Below are 18,394 nucleotides of genomic sequence, written 5' to 3'. Positions count from 1 at the left end.
CAGCGCGGCGGGCCGAGCGGACGCGCCCCGGACGGCCCGCCGGCGGAACCCAGGCATCCGCGCCTGGAACGCCCTGCGGGGAGGGGGCATGTGTCCTGGGAACCCGTAACGGCCGCGGTGTGCGCGGGGACTGACGACGTCCCGCGTCGGGCTCGGGACAGCGGGTGTGCGCGGCGCCCAAGGCGCGGTCCCTGCCCGTAGGGCCGGTCGAGGCGCGTGGGCCGCGTCGGGCGGGCCCGACAGACCGGTGCGCTCACGTCGTCCCACGTATCCGGGGGCGCGCCTCCGGAGCGACAGCGGCCCCCGCAGGGGGCTGGGCGGCACCACCCGTCCGGCGCGCAGCTGACCTTCTCCTCACCTGCGGGCGACCGTGGCTCGGTCGCTGCCGCCGGGAGCAGTGATCTCCGGCTGCCGCCGGACGGGACCGGCCTGTGTGATCCGCCGCCCCGGCTGGGCGGGCGGTCCCCTCCCGGCGGCGGCGTCCCCGCTTACGCCGCGAAGTCTCCTCCCCCACCGGGACGGAGGAAACATCGTAGTCGAGGTCCGGGCGGACGAGTTTCCGTACGTCATGGTGACCGCCGCAACGTATCCGGGCAAGATCGCCAGGACGACGCGACACGCACTTTCCGGGCATAAGCCGTATTTACGGCGGGTGATGGGGCGCGCGCAGGGGCGCGTACCTCACCCTTCCGCGACCTCCGCGTACCACTGCGACAGTTCGGGCGCCCCATCGGCCGCCCACCGGTGTCCCGCGTCGACGACGTCGAACTCCCGTCCCCCGGCGAGCCGTACGACCGGCTGTCCGTCGGGACGGAGGTCCCAGGCGGCGCCCTCGACGGTGCGGACGACCACGGTGCCCAGGTACAACCCGGCGTCGTTCCCCAGCCATTCGGAGGTGTCCTCGTCGTCCCGCCAGCGCGGAACCAGCTGGTCGAGGGCCTCCAGCGAGGCCGGTCCGTCGTCAAGCCGGACGCCTTCCCGCTCCGCCTGGGAGCGCAACAGCGCGCACTCGGCGAGGAGTTCCGCGAGCCCTTCCGGGCCGGGGAGTTCGTCCTTCTGGCGCCGCTTGCCCAGGAACGGGATCCTCATACTGCCAGCCTGTCATTCGAACCGCCCCGCGCACCACAGGCGCGCGGGGTCCGCCGACGCCGGGCCGGCCCCCGTCACACGTCCAGGTCGACGACCACCGGGGCGTGGTCCGACGCGCCCTTGCCCTTGCGCTCCTCACGGTCGACGTAGGAGTCGGTGACGGCCTTGGCGAACGGCTCGTTGCCGTAGACCAGGTCGATGCGCATGCCGCGGTTCTTGGGGAAGCCGAGCTGACGGTAGTCCCAGTACGTGAACGGGTGGTCGTACTTGAGGGGGCGCGGGACCACGTCGGTCAGGCCCGTCTCGCGCAGGGAGGCGAGGGCGGCGCGCTCGGCGGGGGTGACGTGCGTGGAGCCCTCGAAGACGGCACGGTCCCACACGTCGTCGTCGGTCGGCGCGATGTTGTAGTCGCCGAGGACGGCGAACGGGCGGTCGCCCGCCGCGTCGCCCGCGACGGCAGCCTTCAGGGCCTCCAGCCACTGGAGCTTGTACGCGTAGTGCGGGTGCTCCACCTCGCGGCCGTTCGGCACGTAGACCGACCAGACGCGCACCGGGCCGCACGTCGCGGAGACCGCGCGGGGCTCCTCGGAGCCGTCGTACCCCGGGTCGCCGGGGAGGCCCTTGACGACGTCCTCCAGGCCGACGCGGGAGAGCACCGCCACGCCGTTCCACCGGCCGGTGGCGTGGACCGCCGCCTCGTAGCCCAGCTCACGCAGCTGCTCCACCGGGAACTGGGCCTCGGCGACCTTGGCCTCCTGGAGGCACAGCACGTCCGTGCCGCTGCTCTCCAGCCAGGCCAGGAGCCTCGGCAGGCGGGCGGTGATCGAGTTCACGTTCCAGGTCGCGATGCGCATGCCTCACAACCTACCCGCCGCCTGTGACAACGTGCCGCCGGCGGCCGTGGCCCGGGGACGGGCGCCGCCGCACGTCATCGAGGGCTCAGAGCCGGACCGCGTCCCGGGGGGCGAGGCGCAGGTGCTCGGAGCCGCCGAGGGCACCGATCTGGCGGTCGTAGATCGGGCGGGCGAGGTCGGTGAGCAGGGCGTCGTGGATGTCGTAGGCGCGCTGCGGGCGGACCTCGCGGACGTAGTCGATGACCTCGGAGATCTTGTTCCAGGGGGCCATGACGGGCAGCATCAGCGTCTCGACCGGCCGGTCGGGGACGGTGAGCGCGTCGCCCGGGTGGAACAGTTTGCCGCCGTCGACGAGGTAGCCGACGTTGGTGATGCGGGGGATGTCCGGGTGGATCACCGCGTGCAGCTCGCCGTGCGCCTGGACGTCGAAGCCGGCGGCGGTGAAGGTGTCGCCGTGGCCGACGGTGTGCACGCGGCCCGGGAACGCGGCGGAGATCTGGTCCGCCACGGCCTTCAGCGTCCAGATCTCGGCGGACGGGTTGGCCTCCATGGCCGTGCGCAGCCGGCCCTCGTCGAAGTGGTCCGGGTGCTCGTGGGTGACCAGCACGGCGTCGGCGCCGACGGCGGCGTCCTCCTCGCTGAACCCTCCGGGGTCGACGACGAGGACGCGTCCGTCCTTCTCCAGCCGGACGCAGGAGTGCGACATCTTGGTGAGCTTCATGGCTCCATCCTGCATCCGGGGTGCGGAGCGGGCTCACTCCGGCGGGGTGGTCTCCTCGCGGATGACCTGCTGCGCCACGCGGAAGGCGCCGCTGGCCGCGGGGACGCCGCAGTAGACGGCCGCCTGGAGCAGCACCTCCTTGATCTCGTCCGGGGTGAGCCCGTTGCGCAGGGCGGCCCGGGTGTGCACGGCGAGTTCGTCGAGGTGGCCGCCCGCGACGAGGGCGGTGAGGGTGACGCAGCTGCGGGTGCGGCGGTCGAGTCCCGGGCGGTCCCAGACCTCGCCCCACGCGTACCGGGTGACGAGCTGCTGGAAGTCCTCCGAGAAGGCGTCGGTCCGCTCCAGGATGCGGTCGACGTGCGCGTCGCCCAGCACCTCCCGGCGGACCTTGATGCCGGTGTCGTACGTGTCCGGGGGGCCCTGCACCTGCGCGGGCACGGCGGCCGGGGCGATCTCGGCGACGGGCGTGGGCTGCGGCGGGGCGACGGCCGGCGCCTGCGGCGGCCGGGGCGCGGCGGCGGGCAGCACGACATGGCCGGTGGTGGTCTCGGGGAGCGGCTGCCAGGCGGTGGAGAAGTGCCGGACCAGCAGGTCGGTGACGGCGGCGGGCTGCTCCACCGGCACGAGGTGGCTGGCGCCGGGCACGACGGCGAGGCGAGCGTCGGGGATGCCGGCGACCAGGGTGCGGGCCTCGGCGGGCCCGGTGACCTGGTCCTCGGAGCCGACGAGCACGAGGGTGGGCACGCCGACGCTGCCGAGGCCCGCCCGGACGTCGAAGGAGGCGAGGGCCTCGCAGGCGGCGATGTAGCAGCCGGGGTCGGTGGTGCGCACCATCTGCACGGCCCACTCGGTGATCGCGGGCTGGGCGGCGGCGAACCCGCCCGTGAACCAGCGATCGGGCGCCGACCGGGCGATGGGGTCGAGGCCGTTGGTGCGCACGATCACGCCGCGCTGGCGGAACTCGTCGGCGGTGCCGAAGCGGGGCGAGGCGGCGATCAGCGCGAGGGACGCGAGGCGCTCCGGATGGCGCAGCGCCAGCTCGATGCCGACGGCGCCGCCGAGCGCGCAGCCGGCGTACCCGAACCGGTGGACGCCGAGACCCTCCAGGGTGGCGAGCAGCCGCGTGGCGAGGTCGCCGACGGAGGCCGCGGGGTGGGCGGGGGCGCCGCCGTGTCCCGGGAGGTCGAAGCGGAACACCCGCCACTGCTTCGTCAGCTCGGGGACCTGCCGGTCCCACATGTGCCAGGTGGTACCGAGGGACGGTCCGAGGATCAGAACCGGAGCTTCCTCCGGCCCGTCGAAGCGGTATTGCAGGGTGTTCGGTGGTGTCTCGCTCACCCGTCAGACCCTCTCACGTCGTACGAAATCTCCGAGGCCGGGGGAAGATCCGACGGCCCCCACCTGCACGCAACACCCCGTCCGGCACTGCGGAACCCTAATGGATCCGGGCGGGGCGCATCCGGCGCACGCTTCATCCCGCGGCTACCGATACGACCGAAACACGTGTGTTCGAACCGCGTTTCGGCGCGTTGAACCCGGTGTGTGGTCATCACACATTCACGGAGCCTGCACGATCCGCTTGCACGGGGGAGCCGTTGTCGCACGCCGCAGGGCGGGCCGTGCGCCGCTCACCCGCGGGTCCACCGGAGCGCGTTCGATATCTCCTTCGCTGTCCGCTGACGCCTGACGGATACCGGAGACCGGGCCGGCCATGTCAGCACCTCCGCTCGTCCGCCCGGCGAGGGTCGTCCGGACCGTGAACCCGGCCGCGTCCGCTGTGAAATCCCGCCGCCGCACCGTCTATTGACACTCCGTCCACACCGCCTCGACGATGGAAACCGCTTCCAATGGGAGCGCTCCCAAAGCACGCCTCCTCCGAGACCGAGGTACTGTTTTGAGCCGCAGACTCCGCACCCTGATGGCAGCACTCTGTGCTCTGCCGCTGGCGTTCGCCGCCGCACCCCCGGCCCAGGCGGCCGACCCCACCACCATGACCAACGGCTTCTACGTGGACCCCGACTCCAGCGCGAGACGGTGGGCGGCCGACAACCCGGGCGACGGCCGGGCCGCCGCGATCAACGCCGCCATCGCCAACACGCCGATGGCCCGCTGGTTCGGCTCCTGGAGCGGCACCATCGGCACCGCGACGGGCGCCTACGTCGGAGCGGCCGACCAACAGGACAAGTTGCCCCTCCTCGTCGCCTACAACATCTACAACCGCGACTACTGCGGCGGGCACTCCGCGGGCGGAGCCGCCTCGCCGTCCGCGTACGCCGACTGGATCGCCCAGTTCGCCGGAGGCATCGCGTCCCGCCCGGCCGTCGTCATCCTCGAACCGGACTCCCTCGGGGACTACGGCTGCATGACCCAGGCGCAGATCGACGAACGCGAGGCCATGCTGAGCGGCGCCCTCACCGAGTTCAGCCGCCAGGCCCCCAACACCTGGGTCTACATGGACGCCGGGAACCCGCGCTGGGCCGACGCGGCGACCATGGCCCGGCGGCTCCACGAAGCCGGCGTCCGACAGGCCCACGGCTTCTCGCTCAACGTCTCCAACTACATCACCACCGCCGAGAACACCGCCTACGGCAACGCCATCAACAGCGAGCTGGCCAACCGCTACGGCTACACCAAGCCGTTCGTCGTCGACACCAGCCGCAACGGCAACGGCTCCAACGGCGAGTGGTGCAACCCCGCCGGGCGCCGCATCGGCACGGCCACCCAGGTGGGCGGAGGCGCCGAGATGCTCCTGTGGATCAAGGCCCCCGGCGAGTCCGACGGCAACTGCGGCGTCGGGAACGGCTCCACGGCCGGCCAGTTCCTCCCCGAGGTCGCCTACAAGATGATCTACGGCTACTGAGCCGGACACCCGCCGCCCGCTCGTCGGCGCGGCCTGCCCTGCCCGGTGGTCAGCGGGACGCCAGGCCTGCCAATGCCTGCACCGTGTCCGCCAGACCGTACGGTCGGGCCGTCCCCGGGACGGGGCGGCCCGACCAGCCGGGGCCGAGGGTGAGGACCAGAGGGCTGCGGCGGGCACCTCGCACGCCCCACTCCATCGCCGCCACGTGCTGGGCCAGGGGGCGGCTCGCCGTCGTGCGGGACTGGGCCCACAGGGCGATCGCTGCCGGGCCCGTCCTGCGGACCGCCGCGATCAGGGACTCCACGGGGAGCGCGCCGCCGAACATCCGTACCGGGATGCCCCGTTCGGACAGGGCGGCCGACAGGACCTCCAGCGCGAGCGTGTGGTTCTCCCCCGGCACGCACGCCAGGACCGTCGTCGCGCCCGGGCGGTCGGGAACCGTGTCCGGCGCGGCGCGGCGCAGGGCGCCGGAGACGTGCCAGGACAGGAAGTGCTCCACCTCCACGTACCGCTCCCCCGACGACTCCCACTTGCGCCCCACCGCCTGCAGCGTCGGCACGATCACCTCCGTCCAGGCCGCGATCAGACCGTGGTCCCGTATCGCGTCCAGCAGTAGACGGTCCAGTGCGGCCGCGTCGAGGCGGAGGGCGGCGCGGGCGATGCCCTTGCACTCCTGGCGGGCGTCACCGAGGCGGAGGCCGCTGCCCGCGCGGGAGGCGGGGGCGGCCTCCCGCGCGGGCGCCCGGCGCGGGGGCGCGGTCGGCTCCGGGACGGCCGCGGGTGCGGGAGCCTGCGTCTCGCGGGCCAGCCGTGCCGCCTCCGCCGGGGGGATGCCCGTCGCCGTCAGCGCGCACATCCGCTCCAGGCGCGCCACGTCCTCCGGCGTCCAGCGGCGGTGCCGGCCACCGGTGTGGCGGGCGGGGCCGAGACCGTAGCGGTGGTCCCACGTGCGGACCGTGGTGGGGGCCACGCCCAGGCGGCGCGCCACCTCGCCGGTGGTCAGCCCGCCACCGGGCACGGCCGCTTCCGTGCCCTCGGCTTCCCTGCTCTCGCTCATGCACCCACCGTACGCCTTACGACGCACAAACGACGCATGTTGTCTGCGTCGATTCGCCGGATCAACACTGGGGCCCAGTTCCGCAGTGGGCGGTACTCCTTCGAAAGGGATGGTCCCCATGCGCTCCCGTTTCCCCGTCGCCCTCGCCGCTTCCACCGGTGCCTGCGCCCTCGCGCTCGGTGTCGCGGCGCCCGCCATGGCCGCCCCCTCCGCCGAGCAGGACACGGCGATGGTGTCCGTCGTGCACGGCATTCCCGACCTGACGGTCGACGTCTACGCCAACGGCGACGAACTGCTCTCCGGCTTCGAGCCGGGCACGGTGACCGAGCCGCAGTTCCTCCCGGCCGGCACCTACGACATCCAGATCTTCGAGGCGGGCCAGGGCCCCGACGGCAAGCCCGCCCTGGAGAAGAAGGTCGAGGTCGGCGAGGGCGACACCGCCACGATCGCCGCCCATCTCGGCGCCGACGGCACGCCGCGACTGACCGCGTTCGCCGACGACGTCTCCAAGGTCGACGCGGGCAAGGGCCGGCTCACCGTACGCCACATCGCGGCCGCGCCCGCCGTGGACGTGCGCGCCGGCGGCGAACCCGTGTTCACCGGTCTGACGAACCCGAACGAGGACTCCGCCGTGGTCGACGCGGGCATCGTCGACGCCGACGTGGTCCTCGCCGGCACCGACACCGTGGCCATCGGCCCCGCCGAGGTGAACGTGACGGAGGGCGCCGGCACCGTCGTCTACGCCTGGGGCAGCGCCGAGGACAAGAACCTCGCCCTGGCCACGCAGAAGTTCAGCGGCATGGACTCCATGCCGAAGGCCGTGCACGCGGGAGGCGACGGCACCGCCGTGTCCGCCAACTCCACCGACTGGACGCCGGGCTGGGCGGCCGCCGGCGGCGTGGTCGCCGTGGCCGGTGTGCTGGGCGCCCGCCGCTTCGCGGGCAAGCGTGGCTGAGACCTCGCGGCGGCGCGGGGGACGGGCCGTGGCGGTCGCCGTGCTGGCGGCCGTCACGGCGGTGGTCCTCGGTGTGCTGTGGCTGGCGCAGGAACTGCAACAGGCCGACCCGCCCGCCGACTTCGGCGCCGCACCGACGGCGGCCGCCGGTGACTCCGGGAGGCCGTCCGGCGCCGCGCCGCCGCCGTCCGTGGCCGAGCGGGCGGCCGCACGGCAGGCCCCGCCCGCGCGCGTACTCGTGCCCTCCGTCGGGCTCGACGCCCGGGTCGAGGGCGTCGGCGTGACACCGCGCGGGGACATGACCGTGCCGGACGACCCGGCCGTGGCCGGCTGGTACCGGTACGGCCCCGAGCCCGGCAGCACCGAGGGGTCGGCCGTGCTGGTGGGGCACCTCGACAGCGAGACGGGCGACCTGGGCGAGTTCGCCGCGCTGAGGGACGTACGGGCCGGGGACACCGTGGAGGTGCGGCGGGCGGGCGCCGAACCGGTCACCTACCGCGTCACCGCGCGCACCACCGTCCCGAAGGACGAACTGCCGCCGTCCGCCTTCCGCCGCTCCGGGCCGCCGGTGCTCACGCTCATCACCTGCGCGCCGCCGTTCGAACCGGAGCGCGGCGGTTACACCGCCAACCTCGTCGTGACGGCGGAGCCGGCGGACGCCCGGCAGGGTCCCTGAGTCACCTGATCGTGTCTGTCGTTGTCCGTTCGTTCGGTGCCGTTTCGAACTGACCGCGACCAAACAGGCGTTCCCAGGCGCAAGCATTCGATCATCACAGATCATCCACGAAAACTGCGGCACTCCGACACGTTCCGCCCGCCTACCGTTCCAGCGCGGCCCGGGCGGCAGGACTGCCCCTCGAGGCCGCCGCGACCACTCAACCGACTGAAGAGGGAGACACCCGTGGCAAGTGTGGAAGTGTCGCTGAAGGACGTCATGACCAGCGTCGAGGGGGCCCTGGGTGCGGCCGTCGTCGACTACTCGAGCGGCATGGCGCTGGGCACGCTGGGCGGGGGCAAGGACCTGGACCTGACCGTCGCGGCGGCCGGCAACACGGACGTGATCCGTGCCAAGGTGCGCACGATGGAACTGCTGGGCCTCTCCGGGCAGATCGAGGACATCCTCATCACCCTGGAGTCCCAGTACCACCTGATCCGGCTGGTCACCGGCCGCAGCGGCAACGGACTGTTCCTGTACCTCGTGCTGGACAAGTCCCGCTCGAACCTGGCGATGGCCCGCCACCAGCTCAAGCGGGTCGAGGAACAGCTGGAAGTGTGAGCCGCCCCGGGTCACGGCCGACGCACGCCCATGATGTGAAGACTTCTTCAAGTCTCCACATGAACATGGTCCCAAGCCCTGGGCGCGTGTCATGCCGAACCAGAAGGATCGGCGGCGAAGGACGGCACATCGTGCGGCGGCGCCCGCTCAGGGCGCCGCCGCGTACCGGAGAACATCCCCCGACGCGGCAGGGAGCGCGCACCCATGCAAGTCCCCCTCTACCAGGCCAAGGCAGAGTTCTTCCGGATGCTGGGCCACCCGGTGCGCATCCGGGTGCTGGAGCTGCTGCAGCACGGGCCGGTGCCGGTGCGGGACCTGCTGGCCGACATCGACATCGAACCGTCAAGCCTCTCCCAGCAGTTGGCGGTGCTGCGGCGGTCCGGCATCGTCGTCTCCGTACGGGAGGGCTCCACCGTGACGTACGCCCTCGCCGGCGGCGACGTCGCCGAACTGCTCCGCGCGGCCCGGCGGATCCTCACGGAACTGCTGGCCGGGCAGAGCGAACTCCTCGCCGAGCTGCGGCAGGTGGACGTACCGGTCCCGTCGGCGCCCGGGGGCGGGGAGGAGTAGCGCGGCGGCGCCTCGCGGCCGGGTCGTGTCAGTCGTGTGCGGTGGGGTCGAAGCCCTCCGGCGCCCGGTCGAGGAAGGCCGCGATCCCGCTGATCCGGCCGTCCCCGGCGAACTCGATCACGTCGGTGCCCGTGGCGAAGGACGTCCCGTCGCCGGTGAGGATCTCCCAGCGGAGGCGGGCCCTCCCGTGGTGGACCTCGGGCTCCTCGCGGCGGCGGACCGTGGCGGGGCCCGCGTGGGACACGAACCGGTCCCGGAAGTCCGCGAGCGCCGCCGGGCCACGGAGGAGGCCGACGAGGGCGCGGTACTCGACCTCGTCGGTGAAGACCGTGGCGGCCAGGCGGTCCCGGTCGCCGTCGGGGCCGGTGTTCCAGAAGCGGGTGTAGCGCTCCAGCTGGACGAGCGGGGCCGTCGCCCCGGTCATGGAGTCGGTCATGGCAGGTTCCTTTCGTTCGGCGCGGTGCCGTGCGGCGGGCCGCGCTCCTGTCCCCGACTGTGCGCGGGCGGGCGGCGCGGAGTCCATGACCTGCGAGGTCATTGCCGTCGTCCGCCCCGCGCGGCAGCCTGGGGCCCATGACGACGACCACCGCACCACCGGTCGGAGTGCTGCTGCGGCGCTGGCGTGAGCGCCGCCGCCGCTCCCAGCTCGACGTGGCGCTCGCCGCCGAGCTGTCCACCCGCCACCTGAGCTGCGTCGAGACCGGACGCGCCAACCCCAGCCGCGATCTGATCCGGCGGCTGTGCGACGAGCTGGACGTGCCGTTGCGGGAGCGCAACCCGATCTATCTCGCCGCGGGCTTCGCCCCCGTGCACCGGGAGCGTCCCTTCGACGACCTGGGGGCGGCGCGGGCCGCCGTGGAGACCGTGCTCACCGGGCACGAGCCGAACCCGGCCCTCGCGGTGAACGTGCGCTGGGAGCTGCTGGCCGCGAACCGTGCCATGGGGCTGTTCCTCGGCGACGTGCGGCGGAGGCCGTCGGACCCGCCGTTCAACGTGCTGAAGGCGACGCTGGGTCCCGACGGCATGGCGGGGCGCGTCCTCAACCTCGCGCAGTGGCGTGCGCACGTCCTGCGCCGGGTCCGCCGCCAGCTGGACCGGACGGCCGACACCGGCCTCGCGGAGCTGCTCGCCGAGCTGGAGAGCTACCCGACGCCGGAGGGGACGGACGCGCCCGGCCCGGGCGGGGAGGCGCAGGACCTGGTGGTTCCGCTGCGCCTGGCGTCCGAGTACGGGGAACTGGCGCTGCTCTACACGACGACCGTCTTCGGGTCGCCACGGGACGTCACCCTCGACGAGATCGCCATCGAGACGTTCTTCCCGGCGGACGGGCGCACGGCGGAGCTGATGCGGGGACTGGCCGGCTGACACCGGGGCGCCCGCCGTCCGGCTGGGACCGGGTGCCTTGTGTCAGGCGTCGCCGAGGGTGTCCAGGCCGGTGAGGGCTCCGACCGGGTCGGGGTCGGGGGTGCCGCGCGGCCACCAGTCGTCCTGGTCCGGCTCCGACTCGTACGCGTACCAGAGGTGGTCGCGGCCCAGGCGGAGCTGGACGTGGCCGCGGGGGTGCGTGAGGCGGTTGCGCCACGGCCGGAAGGCGGGGAGATCCGCCGCGAGCAGCAGCGGGCGGGCGCGGTCGAAGCGGCCGGCCGGCGGGTCCCACGGCTCCTCCAGCACCGACAGTCCGGTCGGGCCGCCCTGCCGCCACGCGGCGACCGCGCGCGCCAGGTCGCCGGGTGTACGGCCGGCCGCCCGCGCCAGTGACGCGTACAGGGCGCGGGCGCCCGCGGTAAGCCCCGAGCCGGGGCGGGCGGCGGCCAGACGCACCGCGTCGTGCCACAGGGACAGCGGGCCGACCGGGTCACGGCCCGTCGTGAGCAGGGCGTGTGCGCGGGCCGCCGCGTCGGTGGCGAGCTGGTCCAGCGCGAACGGGTCCGGGCCACCCGGGGACGCCGGGTAGACGGGCGGCTGCTCCGGGTGCGACGGAGGCGGCAACGGGGCGGGCAGCGGCGGGAGTTCGGGGCCCCGGCGGGACACGGCGTCGGTGGCGCGCATGCCCGGCAGCTGCTCCGGCTCCCGTCCCTGGGCCGCCCGTGCGGCGCGGGCCGCGCTGAGGCGGGACAGCGCGTCGATCACCTCGCGCTCGCCGCGCCCGCGCAGCAGGAGCAGCACGAACGGGTCGGCGTCCAGGAGGCGGGCGGTCTGGTAGCAGAGGGCGGCCGCGTGCTTGCACGGGTGCCCCGAGTCGGGGCAGCTGCAACGGGGGGCGAGGTCTCCCGGGCCGGGCAGCAGGGGCACGCCGCAGTCGGCGAGGGACTGCGGCATCTCCTTGTCCAGCAGGGCCGCGATGTGACCCGGGCGGTCGGCCGCGGCGTCCAGGAAGCGGTCCCAGTCGGCTTCGTCGAACGTCCTCAGGCGGACCTGCACGCGGTACGGGCGCGGGCGGCTGCCCTGCACGTACGCCAGGACCAGTCCCGGCGTCACGGTGATGGCGTCCACGTGCCCCTGTTCGGCGTAGCCGCGTCCGCGGGCGAGGCGGGCGGGGTCCAGCGCGCCGTCCTCCAACGCCGTCACCCACGCCCTCCCCCACCAGGTCTCGGCGAAGGAGTCACCGTCGCCGGACGGGCGGGGCGGGAACGGCGGGAAGGTACGACGGTGGTCGCCGTCGCGGGCCGGGGCGGCCATGGAACGGGGGGTGGCCGGGTTCGCCGGCGGGGTGGCGGTCGCGGGGCGGGCGGGCGACTCCCCGCCGTCGCGGGGGAAGGCCGGGACTCGCGGATGGCCGGGGGTTGGTTCAGGTGCCTGGTGGTCGGCGGCGGACGCCGGTCCGTGGCTGTGTGCGGCGGTGTCGGGGGCGGCTCCCCGATCGCCGGTGGGGAGTCGGGTCGTCTCAGGTGCGGAAGCCGGCTCGTCGGAGGCGCGGGTGTCCGGCGGCTCCCCTGCGGGTCCGTGCGTCGGGGCGTCCGCAGAGCCGGCACGCCCTTCGACGCCGGGTGCCGGGTCCTCCGCCATGTCGGGCATGCGGAACGCGTCGGCGAGGGTTTCGCGGATCTCGCGCGCGCGGCGGTCGGCGGCGCGGTCGCCTCGCGTGGTGCGGGGGACGCGCGGCGCGGGCTCGCGACGGGGACGCTTCGCCGCGTCCACCTGCTCGCGGGCCAGGGCCCGCGCCCGTTCCTCACGGGCGGCGCGCAGCGCCTCCCGGGCGATGTCACCGGGACGGGACGCGTCGTGCCCGTCCGGGGCTTGGTCGGCGGAGTCGGGCGCGGCGGCGTACTCGCCTCCGCGCGTGACGCTCTCGGTGCGGATGCGGCCCTCCCTCGCGGGCGCACGTGCCGCGGTGGGCGCCTCTTCCGCGGCGGCCGAGGCCGTCTCATCTTCCGTGTCTCGGGAGGACGCCTCCCCCACCGACGGTGCGAGCTCCGGGCGCGATGCGGCGCCCGCTTCACCGGCCGACGCGCCTCGTCGCGCCCGCCGGGCGCGGTGCAAGGCCTCTCGCGCCGCATCGGACGGACGGGGCGCCCGACCACCCGGAGACGAGGCACCGCCCTGCACGGCCCCCTCCGCCGAAGCCACGGCACGTCGCAAGGCCTCCCGCGCCTCGTCGGCGGGGCGGGACTCCTGGCCGGGCCGGACCGACGGGTCGCCCTGTCCGGACTCCCGGGCCGAGACCGCCGCGCGCCCCCACCCTTCCCGCGCCTCGCCGACCGGGAGCGACTCTGTGTGAGCCGTGACCGACGCGTCGCCCTCCACAGCGTCCTGCCCCGAAGCCGCCGCACGGTGCAAGACCTCCCGCGCCACGTCAGCCGGGCGCGATTCCCCGTCAGCCGGGCCCGACGGGTCACCCTCCGCGGCCCCCTCCCCCGAAGCCACCACACCGCGCAACGCCTCCCGCGCCACGTCAGCCGGGCGCGACTCCCCGTCAGCCGGGACCGGCGGGGCACCCTTCGCGGGCTCCTCCCCCGAAGCCGCCGCACGGCGCAAGACCTCCCGCGCCACGTCAGCCGGGCGCAACTCCCCGTCAGCCGGAACCGACACGTCGCCCGATACGGCCCCCTCCCCCGAAGCCGCCGCAAGGTGCGGTGCCTCCTCCGTCGGGGACTCGGCGTCAACCTGCGCACGCCCCGCGGCCGACGCTGCCGGCTCCTCGGAAGAGCCCGCGTCCCCGGACGCGACCCCCCGCGCCGCGCGCAGCGCCTCCCTCGCCCTGTCCGACGGTCGCGGTGTCATGTCGTCCTCCGCAGGGACACCAGGTCGGACAGGTCGCGGTCGGAGAGTTCGGTCAGGGCCGACTCGCCCGAGCCGAGGATCGCGTCGGCGAGGGCCCGCTTGGACTGGAGCATCTCGGCGATGCGGTCCTCCACCGTGCCCTCGGTGACGAGCCGGTGCACCTGGACGGGCTGGGTCTGGCCGATGCGGTACGCGCGGTCGGTGGCCTGTTCCTCCACCGCCGGGTTCCACCAGCGGTCGAAGTGGACGACGTGCCCCGCGCGGGTCAGGTTCAGTCCCGTCCCCGCCGCCTTGAGGGACAGGACGAGCACCGGGACCGCGCCGCTCTGGAAGCGGTCCACCATCCGCTCCCGCTCGGGCACCGGCGTCCCGCCGTGCAGCAGGTCGACGGGGACGGCGCGCTCGGCGAGGTGGCGGGTGATCAGACGGGCCATGCCGACGTACTGGGTGAAGACGAGGGCGGAGCCGTCCTCCGCGAGCACCGTGTCCAGCAGCTCGTCGAGGAGGGCGAGTTTGCCGGAGCGGGCGGCGAGGCGGTCGCCGGCGGGAGCGTGCTCCTCCTTGAGGTACAGCGCGGGGTGGTCGCAGATCTGCTTGAGCGAGGTCAGCAGCTTCAGCACCAGCCCGCGGCGCCCCATCCCCTGCGCGGTCTCGATGGCGATCATCGACTCCCGCACCACCGCCTCGTACAGCGCGGCCTGTTCCCGGGTGAGCGGCACCGGGTGGTCCGTCTCCGTCTTGGGCGGCAGCTCGGGGACGATGCCCGGGTCGGACTTCTTGCGCCGCAGCAGGAAGGGCCGGACCAGGCGGGCCAGCCGCTCGACCGCCTGCTCGTCCTCGCCGGTCTCCACCGCGCGCGCGTGCCGGGCGCGGAAGGACTTGAGGGGGCCGAGGAGGCCGGGGGTGGTCCAGTCGAGGAGGGCCCACAGCTCGGAGAGGTTGTTCTCCACGGGCGTGCCGGTGAGGGCCACCCGGGCGGGCGCCGGGATGGTGCGCAGGGCCTTGGCGGTCGCCGAGTGCGGGTTCTTGACGTGCTGCGCCTCGTCGGCGACGACCATGCCCCACCGCTGTTCCGCGAGGGTGGGGGCGGCGGAGCGCATGGTGCCGTAGGTGGTGAGGACGAAGCCGCCGTCCAGGTCGTCGAGCGTGCGGTCGGGGCCGTGGAAGCGGCGGACGGGGACGCCGGGCGCGAACCGGGTGATCTCCCGCTGCCAGTTGCCGAGCAGGGACGCCGGGCACACCACGAGCGTGGGCTCGGTGCGGGCCCGCTTCAGGTGCAGGGCGATGAGGGTGACGGTCTTGCCGAGGCCCATGTCGTCGGCGAGGCAGCCGCCCAGGCCGAGGGAGGTCATGAGGTCCAGCCAGGCCAGGCCGCGGAGCTGGTAGTCGCGGAGGGTGGCGTCGAGGCCGGGCGGGGGTGCGGCGGGCCGCACGCCGGCGGTGAGGCGGTCGCGGAGGGCGGCCAGCGTCCCGGCGGGCACCGCTTCCACCGTCTCGCCGTCGACCTCCGCCTCGCCGGTGAGGGCGACGGACAGCGCGTCGACGGGGTCGAGCAGCCCCAGGTCGCGTTTGCGGGCCTTGCGGACGAGGGCGGGGTCGACCAGCACCCACTGGTCGCGGAGCCGGACGACCGGGCGGTGTGCCTCGGCCAGGGCGTCCATCTCGACCTCGCTGAGCGGGTCGCCGCCGAGGGCGATCTGCCAGCCGAAGCGCAGCAGGTCCTCGCTCTCGAAGAAGCCGGTGCCGTCGGTCGCGGAGCCGGGCGCGGAGCGGACGACGGCCGTGGCCGTGAGGTCCTGGGCGAGGTCGCGCGGCCAGTGCACGGCGACCCCGGCCGCGGCGAGCCGGGTGGCCGCCACGCCGAGCAGGTCGCTCAGCTCGTCCTCGGACAGGGCGAGGACGTCCGGCACGTCCTGGTCGGCGAGCCGGTCCAGCGGGGGCCAGACGCGGGCCGCGCGGCGTACCGCGAGGGCGGCGTCCACGCGCGCGCGGGGTCCGAAGCCGTGGTCGGCCTCGCCGGACCAGAGGGCCGCCGCGTCGGCCACGAGCGTCGGGTCGGACAGGCTGTGCACCTGCACGATCGCCGCTCCCGCGCCGCGCGCGCCGCTGCCGCCCGCGGCCCCGTCGGCGTCGAAGAGGTCGTGCGCGGACAGGTCCAGGCGGAGCGAGATCCGTACGCCCGCGTCCATGCCTGCGGCGACCTCCGCGGCCCAGTCCCGGGCGTCGGGCAGCCGCTGGGGCCGCCGCACGGCGAACGGCAGTCCGGAGGCGTAGGGCGCGGCGGGCGTGCGGGGCAGGGTGTCGGCGACGGCGTCGAGGAAGGCGCGGACCAGCGCCTCCGGCCGGGGCAGGCGCAGGGGGCCCGGGCCGGGCAGCGGCACCGCGTGGCCCTCGTACGGGAGGGCGGCGGCGACCGCGCGCAGGTGGGTCACGTCGTCCGGTTCGAGCGGGCCGGCGCGCCAGGCGTCGTACCCGTCGGCGGTGAGGCCGGGCAGCAGGCGGCCCCGGGCGGTGAGGCGCAGGGCGTGCAGGGCGGCGGCGCCCCAGCAGGCGGTGGCCGGGTGGGCCGCCGGATCGTGCCGGGCGCGGACCAGCAGGGGCAGGGCCTCGTCCACGGGCAGGGTCAGCGCGGGGACGGTACGGCGGCGCACACGCGCGCCGTGCGGACGCACGACGGTGAGGTCCGTACGCCGGGCGTCCCCGGACTCGGGGGGCACGTCCGCGCCCTCGGGGTCGTAGAAGGCGATCCGGCCGTCGCGCGGGAGGGGTGCGGGCAGGAACACGGCCGGCAGCGACGACGCGACGAGCCCGCCGGCCGTCGCGGCGCCTTCGGCCGTCACCGTCGCCTCGCCCATACGCCTTGTCACCTCCCCGCCCGTCCGTCGGACCAGTCGTCTTCGACTCTACGGGCGGGGTCCGACAATCGGCTCCGGCGGCCGGGCCGGGAGACGCTCTACGGCACCGTGCGGGCCACGACGTACACGCGCGGGTAGCCGGGTTTGTCGTGGTTGACGACGACGTCGTGCGTGGGCGCGGGGTTCTTCTGCTTGTGCACCAGGCCGGACCAGGTGCCGGGGCCGTCGAACGTCCAGCCGGTGACGTTGCGGTCGCGCTCGCCGATGGGGAGGTGGTCCTTCTTCAGGTCCTTCTCCGACATGCCCATGCTGGTGAGGAAGGCGGTCAGCCCCACGTCGCTGGTCTCGAACTCGACGTAGAGGCGGCTGGTCTTCCAGTTGTTCGTCTCGTACGAGGCGACCCACCAGGCCGGGTGCGGCACGGGCACCTGGTAGATGCGGCGCTGGAGCTTGGACGGCCAGCCCTCGGTGAGGCCGGTCGCCGAGTACTTCGCCTCCTTGTCCTTGCCGCTGGCCCGGCTCTGGTTGGCGGAGATCACCAGGTAGCCGGCCGGGATGCCGATGAGCAGGACGATGATCAGCAGGGTGAGGGCGCGGCGCCGGATCATGTGCCGCCGGTCCTCACCGGGGTGCGCCCCGCCCTGCCCGTCGGGGCGGCCGGGGTCGTTCGGCGAAGGAATGACACCCGTCACAGCGACTCCGAGGCGGAACGGCGGGCGGCCTCCGCGAACTTCTCGTAGCGCTCGTACCGTTCGACCCGGCGGCGCTTGGCGCGGCGGAAGCGGCGGGCGACCAGGCGGGCCAGGTCGGCGGCGCCGACCATGCCGGCCTCGGGACCGAGCTGGGCGCGCACGACGCGGGCCTCGGGGCGGTAGCCGCGCCCGGTGAGGTGCCGCTTGAAGGCGTCCCGGGCGGGACCGATGAGCAGGTCGTCGGCCGCGGAGACGCCGCCGCCGATGACGAAGCAGGAGGGGTCGAGGGCGGCGGCCAGGTTGGCGATGCCGACGCCGAGCCACTGGCCGATGTCCTGGAGCAGCTCGATGCACATGGCGTCGCCCTCGCGGGCCAGCTCGGTGATCATCGGGCCGCTGATGTCGCCGATGTTGCCCTTGACGTGCTCGATGATCCCGTAGGCGACCGGGGAGTCGGCGGCGGCCAGCTCCTTGGCCTCGCGCACCAGGGCGTTGCCGGAGCTGTACTGCTCCCAGCAGCCGCGGTTGCCGCAGGGGCAGCGGTGTCCGCCGGGGACGACCTGCATGTGGCCGAACTCGCCGGCGACGCCGTACTTGCCGCGCTTGACCTTGCCGTCCTCGAGGATGGCGCCGCCGATGCCGGTACCGAGGGTGATCATGACGAGGTTGTCCTCGCCGCGTCCGGCGCCGAAGCGCCACTCGGCCCAGGCGGCGGAGTTCGCGTCGTTGTCGACGAGGACCGGGACGGCGAGGCGTCCCGCGAGGCGGTCGCGCAGGGGTTCGTTGCGCCAGGACAGGTGGGGGGCGAAGAGGACCCGGTTGCGGTCGGCGTCGACCCAGCCGGCCGCGCCGATGCCGACGGCGTGCACGTCGTGCCGGTCGGAGAGGTCCAGGACGAGCTCACAGATGGTGTCCTCGACGACCTTCGGGCTCTTGGACTTGTCGGGGGTCTCGGTCCGGAGCTTCTCCAGGATGTTGCCGTCGGCGTCCACGACGCCCGCCATCACTTTGGTGCCGCCGATGTCGATGCCCACGGTCGGCACCCGGGGCGCCGACAGGTGGGAGCGGCGCTCCCGCGTTCCGACCGTTCTCAGGACGGTCGCGCGCCGGGAGCCGATGGGGGCGGTGAAGTCGCGGTAGGTGCTCATCGGGTGCGATTGTGCCGCACGGGGGCCCCGATCGCGGTACCGGGCAGGTGACGGGGTCCGTCGGATCCGGCACCGGAAGCGGGTGGGCGCGGGGCG

Annotated in this window: 16 protein-coding genes; 6 read left to right on the top strand and 10 right to left on the bottom strand. The window is 74.5% G+C overall.

Annotated features, from left to right (window positions below; all coding sequences use genetic code 11):
• Nucleotides 1-681: 681 nt before the first annotated feature.
• The 4 genes from ACQZOG_RS25245 to pcaC all read right to left on the bottom strand — a co-directional run bounded on the left by ACQZOG_RS25245 (nucleotide 682) and on the right by pcaC (nucleotide 4,002).
• The gene (locus ACQZOG_RS25245) at nucleotides 682-1,089 is read right to left on the bottom strand and encodes a DUF6278 family protein (protein WP_397664292.1); all 408 of its coding nucleotides are present in this window, start codon (nucleotides 1,087-1,089) and stop codon (nucleotides 682-684) included.
• A 74-nt stretch (nucleotides 1,090-1,163) separates the two neighbouring features.
• Complete coding sequence (locus tag ACQZOG_RS25240; protein WP_033273815.1) at nucleotides 1,164-1,943, bottom strand: exodeoxyribonuclease III; 780 nt, start codon at nucleotides 1,941-1,943, stop codon at nucleotides 1,164-1,166.
• A gap of 85 nt (nucleotides 1,944-2,028) precedes the next feature.
• The gene (locus ACQZOG_RS25235) at nucleotides 2,029-2,664 is read right to left on the bottom strand and encodes an MBL fold metallo-hydrolase (protein ID WP_037642496.1); all 636 of its coding nucleotides are present in this window, start codon (nucleotides 2,662-2,664) and stop codon (nucleotides 2,029-2,031) included.
• Between the two features lie 33 nt (nucleotides 2,665-2,697).
• Nucleotides 2,698-4,002: a 4-carboxymuconolactone decarboxylase gene (pcaC, locus tag ACQZOG_RS25230; RefSeq protein WP_430741831.1), complete on the bottom strand. Its 1,305-nt coding sequence runs from the start codon at nucleotides 4,000-4,002 to the stop codon at nucleotides 2,698-2,700.
• Between the two features lie 556 nt (nucleotides 4,003-4,558).
• Here pcaC and ACQZOG_RS25225 point away from each other — a divergent pair.
• Nucleotides 4,559-5,524: a glycoside hydrolase family 6 protein gene (locus ACQZOG_RS25225; RefSeq protein WP_430741830.1), complete on the top strand. Its 966-nt coding sequence runs from the start codon at nucleotides 4,559-4,561 to the stop codon at nucleotides 5,522-5,524.
• A gap of 49 nt (nucleotides 5,525-5,573) precedes the next feature.
• Here the strand turns inward: ACQZOG_RS25225 and ACQZOG_RS25220 are convergent, their stop codons facing one another.
• Entirely contained in the window at nucleotides 5,574-6,581 is a 1,008-nt protein-coding gene (locus ACQZOG_RS25220) for a MerR family transcriptional regulator (protein ID WP_193455728.1), read from the bottom strand.
• Between the two features lie 118 nt (nucleotides 6,582-6,699).
• On the opposite strand from ACQZOG_RS25220, the gene ACQZOG_RS25215 reads away from it, so the two are divergent.
• The 4 genes from ACQZOG_RS25215 to ACQZOG_RS25200 all read left to right on the top strand — a co-directional run bounded on the left by ACQZOG_RS25215 (nucleotide 6,700) and on the right by ACQZOG_RS25200 (nucleotide 9,382).
• On the top strand, nucleotides 6,700-7,536 hold the full coding sequence (locus ACQZOG_RS25215; RefSeq protein ID WP_430741829.1) for a DUF4397 domain-containing protein: 837 nt from the start codon (nucleotides 6,700-6,702) through the stop codon (nucleotides 7,534-7,536).
• On the top strand, nucleotides 7,529-8,212 hold the full coding sequence (locus ACQZOG_RS25210) for a class F sortase (RefSeq protein WP_430741828.1): 684 nt from the start codon (nucleotides 7,529-7,531) through the stop codon (nucleotides 8,210-8,212). The genes ACQZOG_RS25215 and ACQZOG_RS25210 overlap by 8 nt, the downstream gene beginning before the upstream one ends.
• Before the next feature lie 225 nt (nucleotides 8,213-8,437).
• Nucleotides 8,438-8,812, top strand: coding sequence for a hypothetical protein (locus ACQZOG_RS25205; RefSeq protein WP_033273822.1), 375 nt, complete (start codon nucleotides 8,438-8,440; stop codon nucleotides 8,810-8,812).
• Between the two features lie 204 nt (nucleotides 8,813-9,016).
• Nucleotides 9,017-9,382, top strand: a complete 366-nt coding sequence (locus tag ACQZOG_RS25200; RefSeq protein WP_033273823.1) for an ArsR/SmtB family transcription factor — start codon at nucleotides 9,017-9,019, stop codon at nucleotides 9,380-9,382.
• Nucleotides 9,383-9,410: 28 nt separating this feature from the next.
• On the opposite strand, the gene ACQZOG_RS25195 is transcribed toward ACQZOG_RS25200, so the two are convergent.
• The gene (locus ACQZOG_RS25195) at nucleotides 9,411-9,818 is read right to left on the bottom strand and encodes a nuclear transport factor 2 family protein (protein WP_079031564.1); all 408 of its coding nucleotides are present in this window, start codon (nucleotides 9,816-9,818) and stop codon (nucleotides 9,411-9,413) included.
• A 137-nt stretch (nucleotides 9,819-9,955) separates the two neighbouring features.
• On the opposite strand from ACQZOG_RS25195, the gene ACQZOG_RS25190 reads away from it, so the two are divergent.
• Nucleotides 9,956-10,747 carry a helix-turn-helix domain-containing protein gene (locus ACQZOG_RS25190; protein ID WP_430741827.1) on the top strand — a complete coding sequence of 264 codons (792 nt, stop codon included), beginning with the start codon at nucleotides 9,956-9,958 and terminating at the stop codon, nucleotides 10,745-10,747.
• A gap of 42 nt (nucleotides 10,748-10,789) precedes the next feature.
• Here ACQZOG_RS25190 and ACQZOG_RS25185 read toward each other — a convergent pair whose 3' ends face one another.
• From ACQZOG_RS25185 to ACQZOG_RS25170, 4 genes are all read right to left on the bottom strand, one after another.
• Nucleotides 10,790-12,781, bottom strand: a complete 1,992-nt coding sequence (locus ACQZOG_RS25185) for an SWIM zinc finger family protein (RefSeq protein WP_430741826.1) — start codon at nucleotides 12,779-12,781, stop codon at nucleotides 10,790-10,792.
• An 818-nt stretch (nucleotides 12,782-13,599) separates the two neighbouring features.
• Nucleotides 13,600-16,458: a DEAD/DEAH box helicase gene (locus tag ACQZOG_RS25180; protein WP_430741825.1), complete on the bottom strand. Its 2,859-nt coding sequence runs from the start codon at nucleotides 16,456-16,458 to the stop codon at nucleotides 13,600-13,602.
• Nucleotides 16,459-16,556: 98 nt separating this feature from the next.
• Complete coding sequence (locus ACQZOG_RS25175; RefSeq protein WP_033273826.1) at nucleotides 16,557-17,150, bottom strand: hypothetical protein; 594 nt, start codon at nucleotides 17,148-17,150, stop codon at nucleotides 16,557-16,559.
• Nucleotides 17,147-18,298 carry an ROK family glucokinase gene (locus ACQZOG_RS25170; protein ID WP_033273827.1) on the bottom strand — a complete coding sequence of 384 codons (1,152 nt, stop codon included), beginning with the start codon at nucleotides 18,296-18,298 and terminating at the stop codon, nucleotides 17,147-17,149. The genes ACQZOG_RS25175 and ACQZOG_RS25170 overlap by 4 nt, the downstream gene beginning before the upstream one ends.
• Between the last annotated feature and the right edge of the window lie 96 nt (nucleotides 18,299-18,394).

Origin of the sequence: Streptomyces sp. P13-3-3 (assembly GCF_050571355.1) — a bacterium.
GTDB lineage: Bacteria > Actinomycetota > Actinomycetes > Streptomycetales > Streptomycetaceae > Streptomyces > Streptomyces althioticus.
Note: the sequence above shows the minus strand (reverse complement) of the source record. Positions and strands in the feature narration are given on the sequence as shown.

What these genes read in the sequence shown, in the direction of transcription:
- ACQZOG_RS25235 (WP_037642496.1), bottom strand. Translation starts at nt 2,664, where the DNA reads ATGAAGCTCACCAAGATGTCGCACTCCTGCGTCCGGCTGGAGAAGGAC.
- ACQZOG_RS25200 (WP_033273823.1), top strand. Translation starts at nt 9,017, where the DNA reads ATGCAAGTCCCCCTCTACCAGGCCAAGGCAGAGTTCTTCCGGATGCTG.
- ACQZOG_RS25240 (WP_033273815.1), bottom strand. Translation starts at nt 1,943, where the DNA reads ATGCGCATCGCGACCTGGAACGTGAACTCGATCACCGCCCGCCTGCCG.
- ACQZOG_RS25195 (WP_079031564.1), bottom strand. Translation starts at nt 9,818, where the DNA reads ATGACCGACTCCATGACCGGGGCGACGGCCCCGCTCGTCCAGCTGGAG.
- ACQZOG_RS25245 (WP_397664292.1), bottom strand. Translation starts at nt 1,089, where the DNA reads ATGAGGATCCCGTTCCTGGGCAAGCGGCGCCAGAAGGACGAACTCCCC.
- ACQZOG_RS25180 (WP_430741825.1), bottom strand. Translation starts at nt 16,458, where the DNA reads ATGGGCGAGGCGACGGTGACGGCCGAAGGCGCCGCGACGGCCGGCGGG.
- ACQZOG_RS25220 (WP_193455728.1), bottom strand. Translation starts at nt 6,581, where the DNA reads ATGAGCGAGAGCAGGGAAGCCGAGGGCACGGAAGCGGCCGTGCCCGGT.
- ACQZOG_RS25215 (WP_430741829.1), top strand. Translation starts at nt 6,700, where the DNA reads ATGCGCTCCCGTTTCCCCGTCGCCCTCGCCGCTTCCACCGGTGCCTGC.
- ACQZOG_RS25170 (WP_033273827.1), bottom strand. Translation starts at nt 18,298, where the DNA reads ATGAGCACCTACCGCGACTTCACCGCCCCCATCGGCTCCCGGCGCGCG.
- ACQZOG_RS25190 (WP_430741827.1), top strand. Translation starts at nt 9,956, where the DNA reads ATGACGACGACCACCGCACCACCGGTCGGAGTGCTGCTGCGGCGCTGG.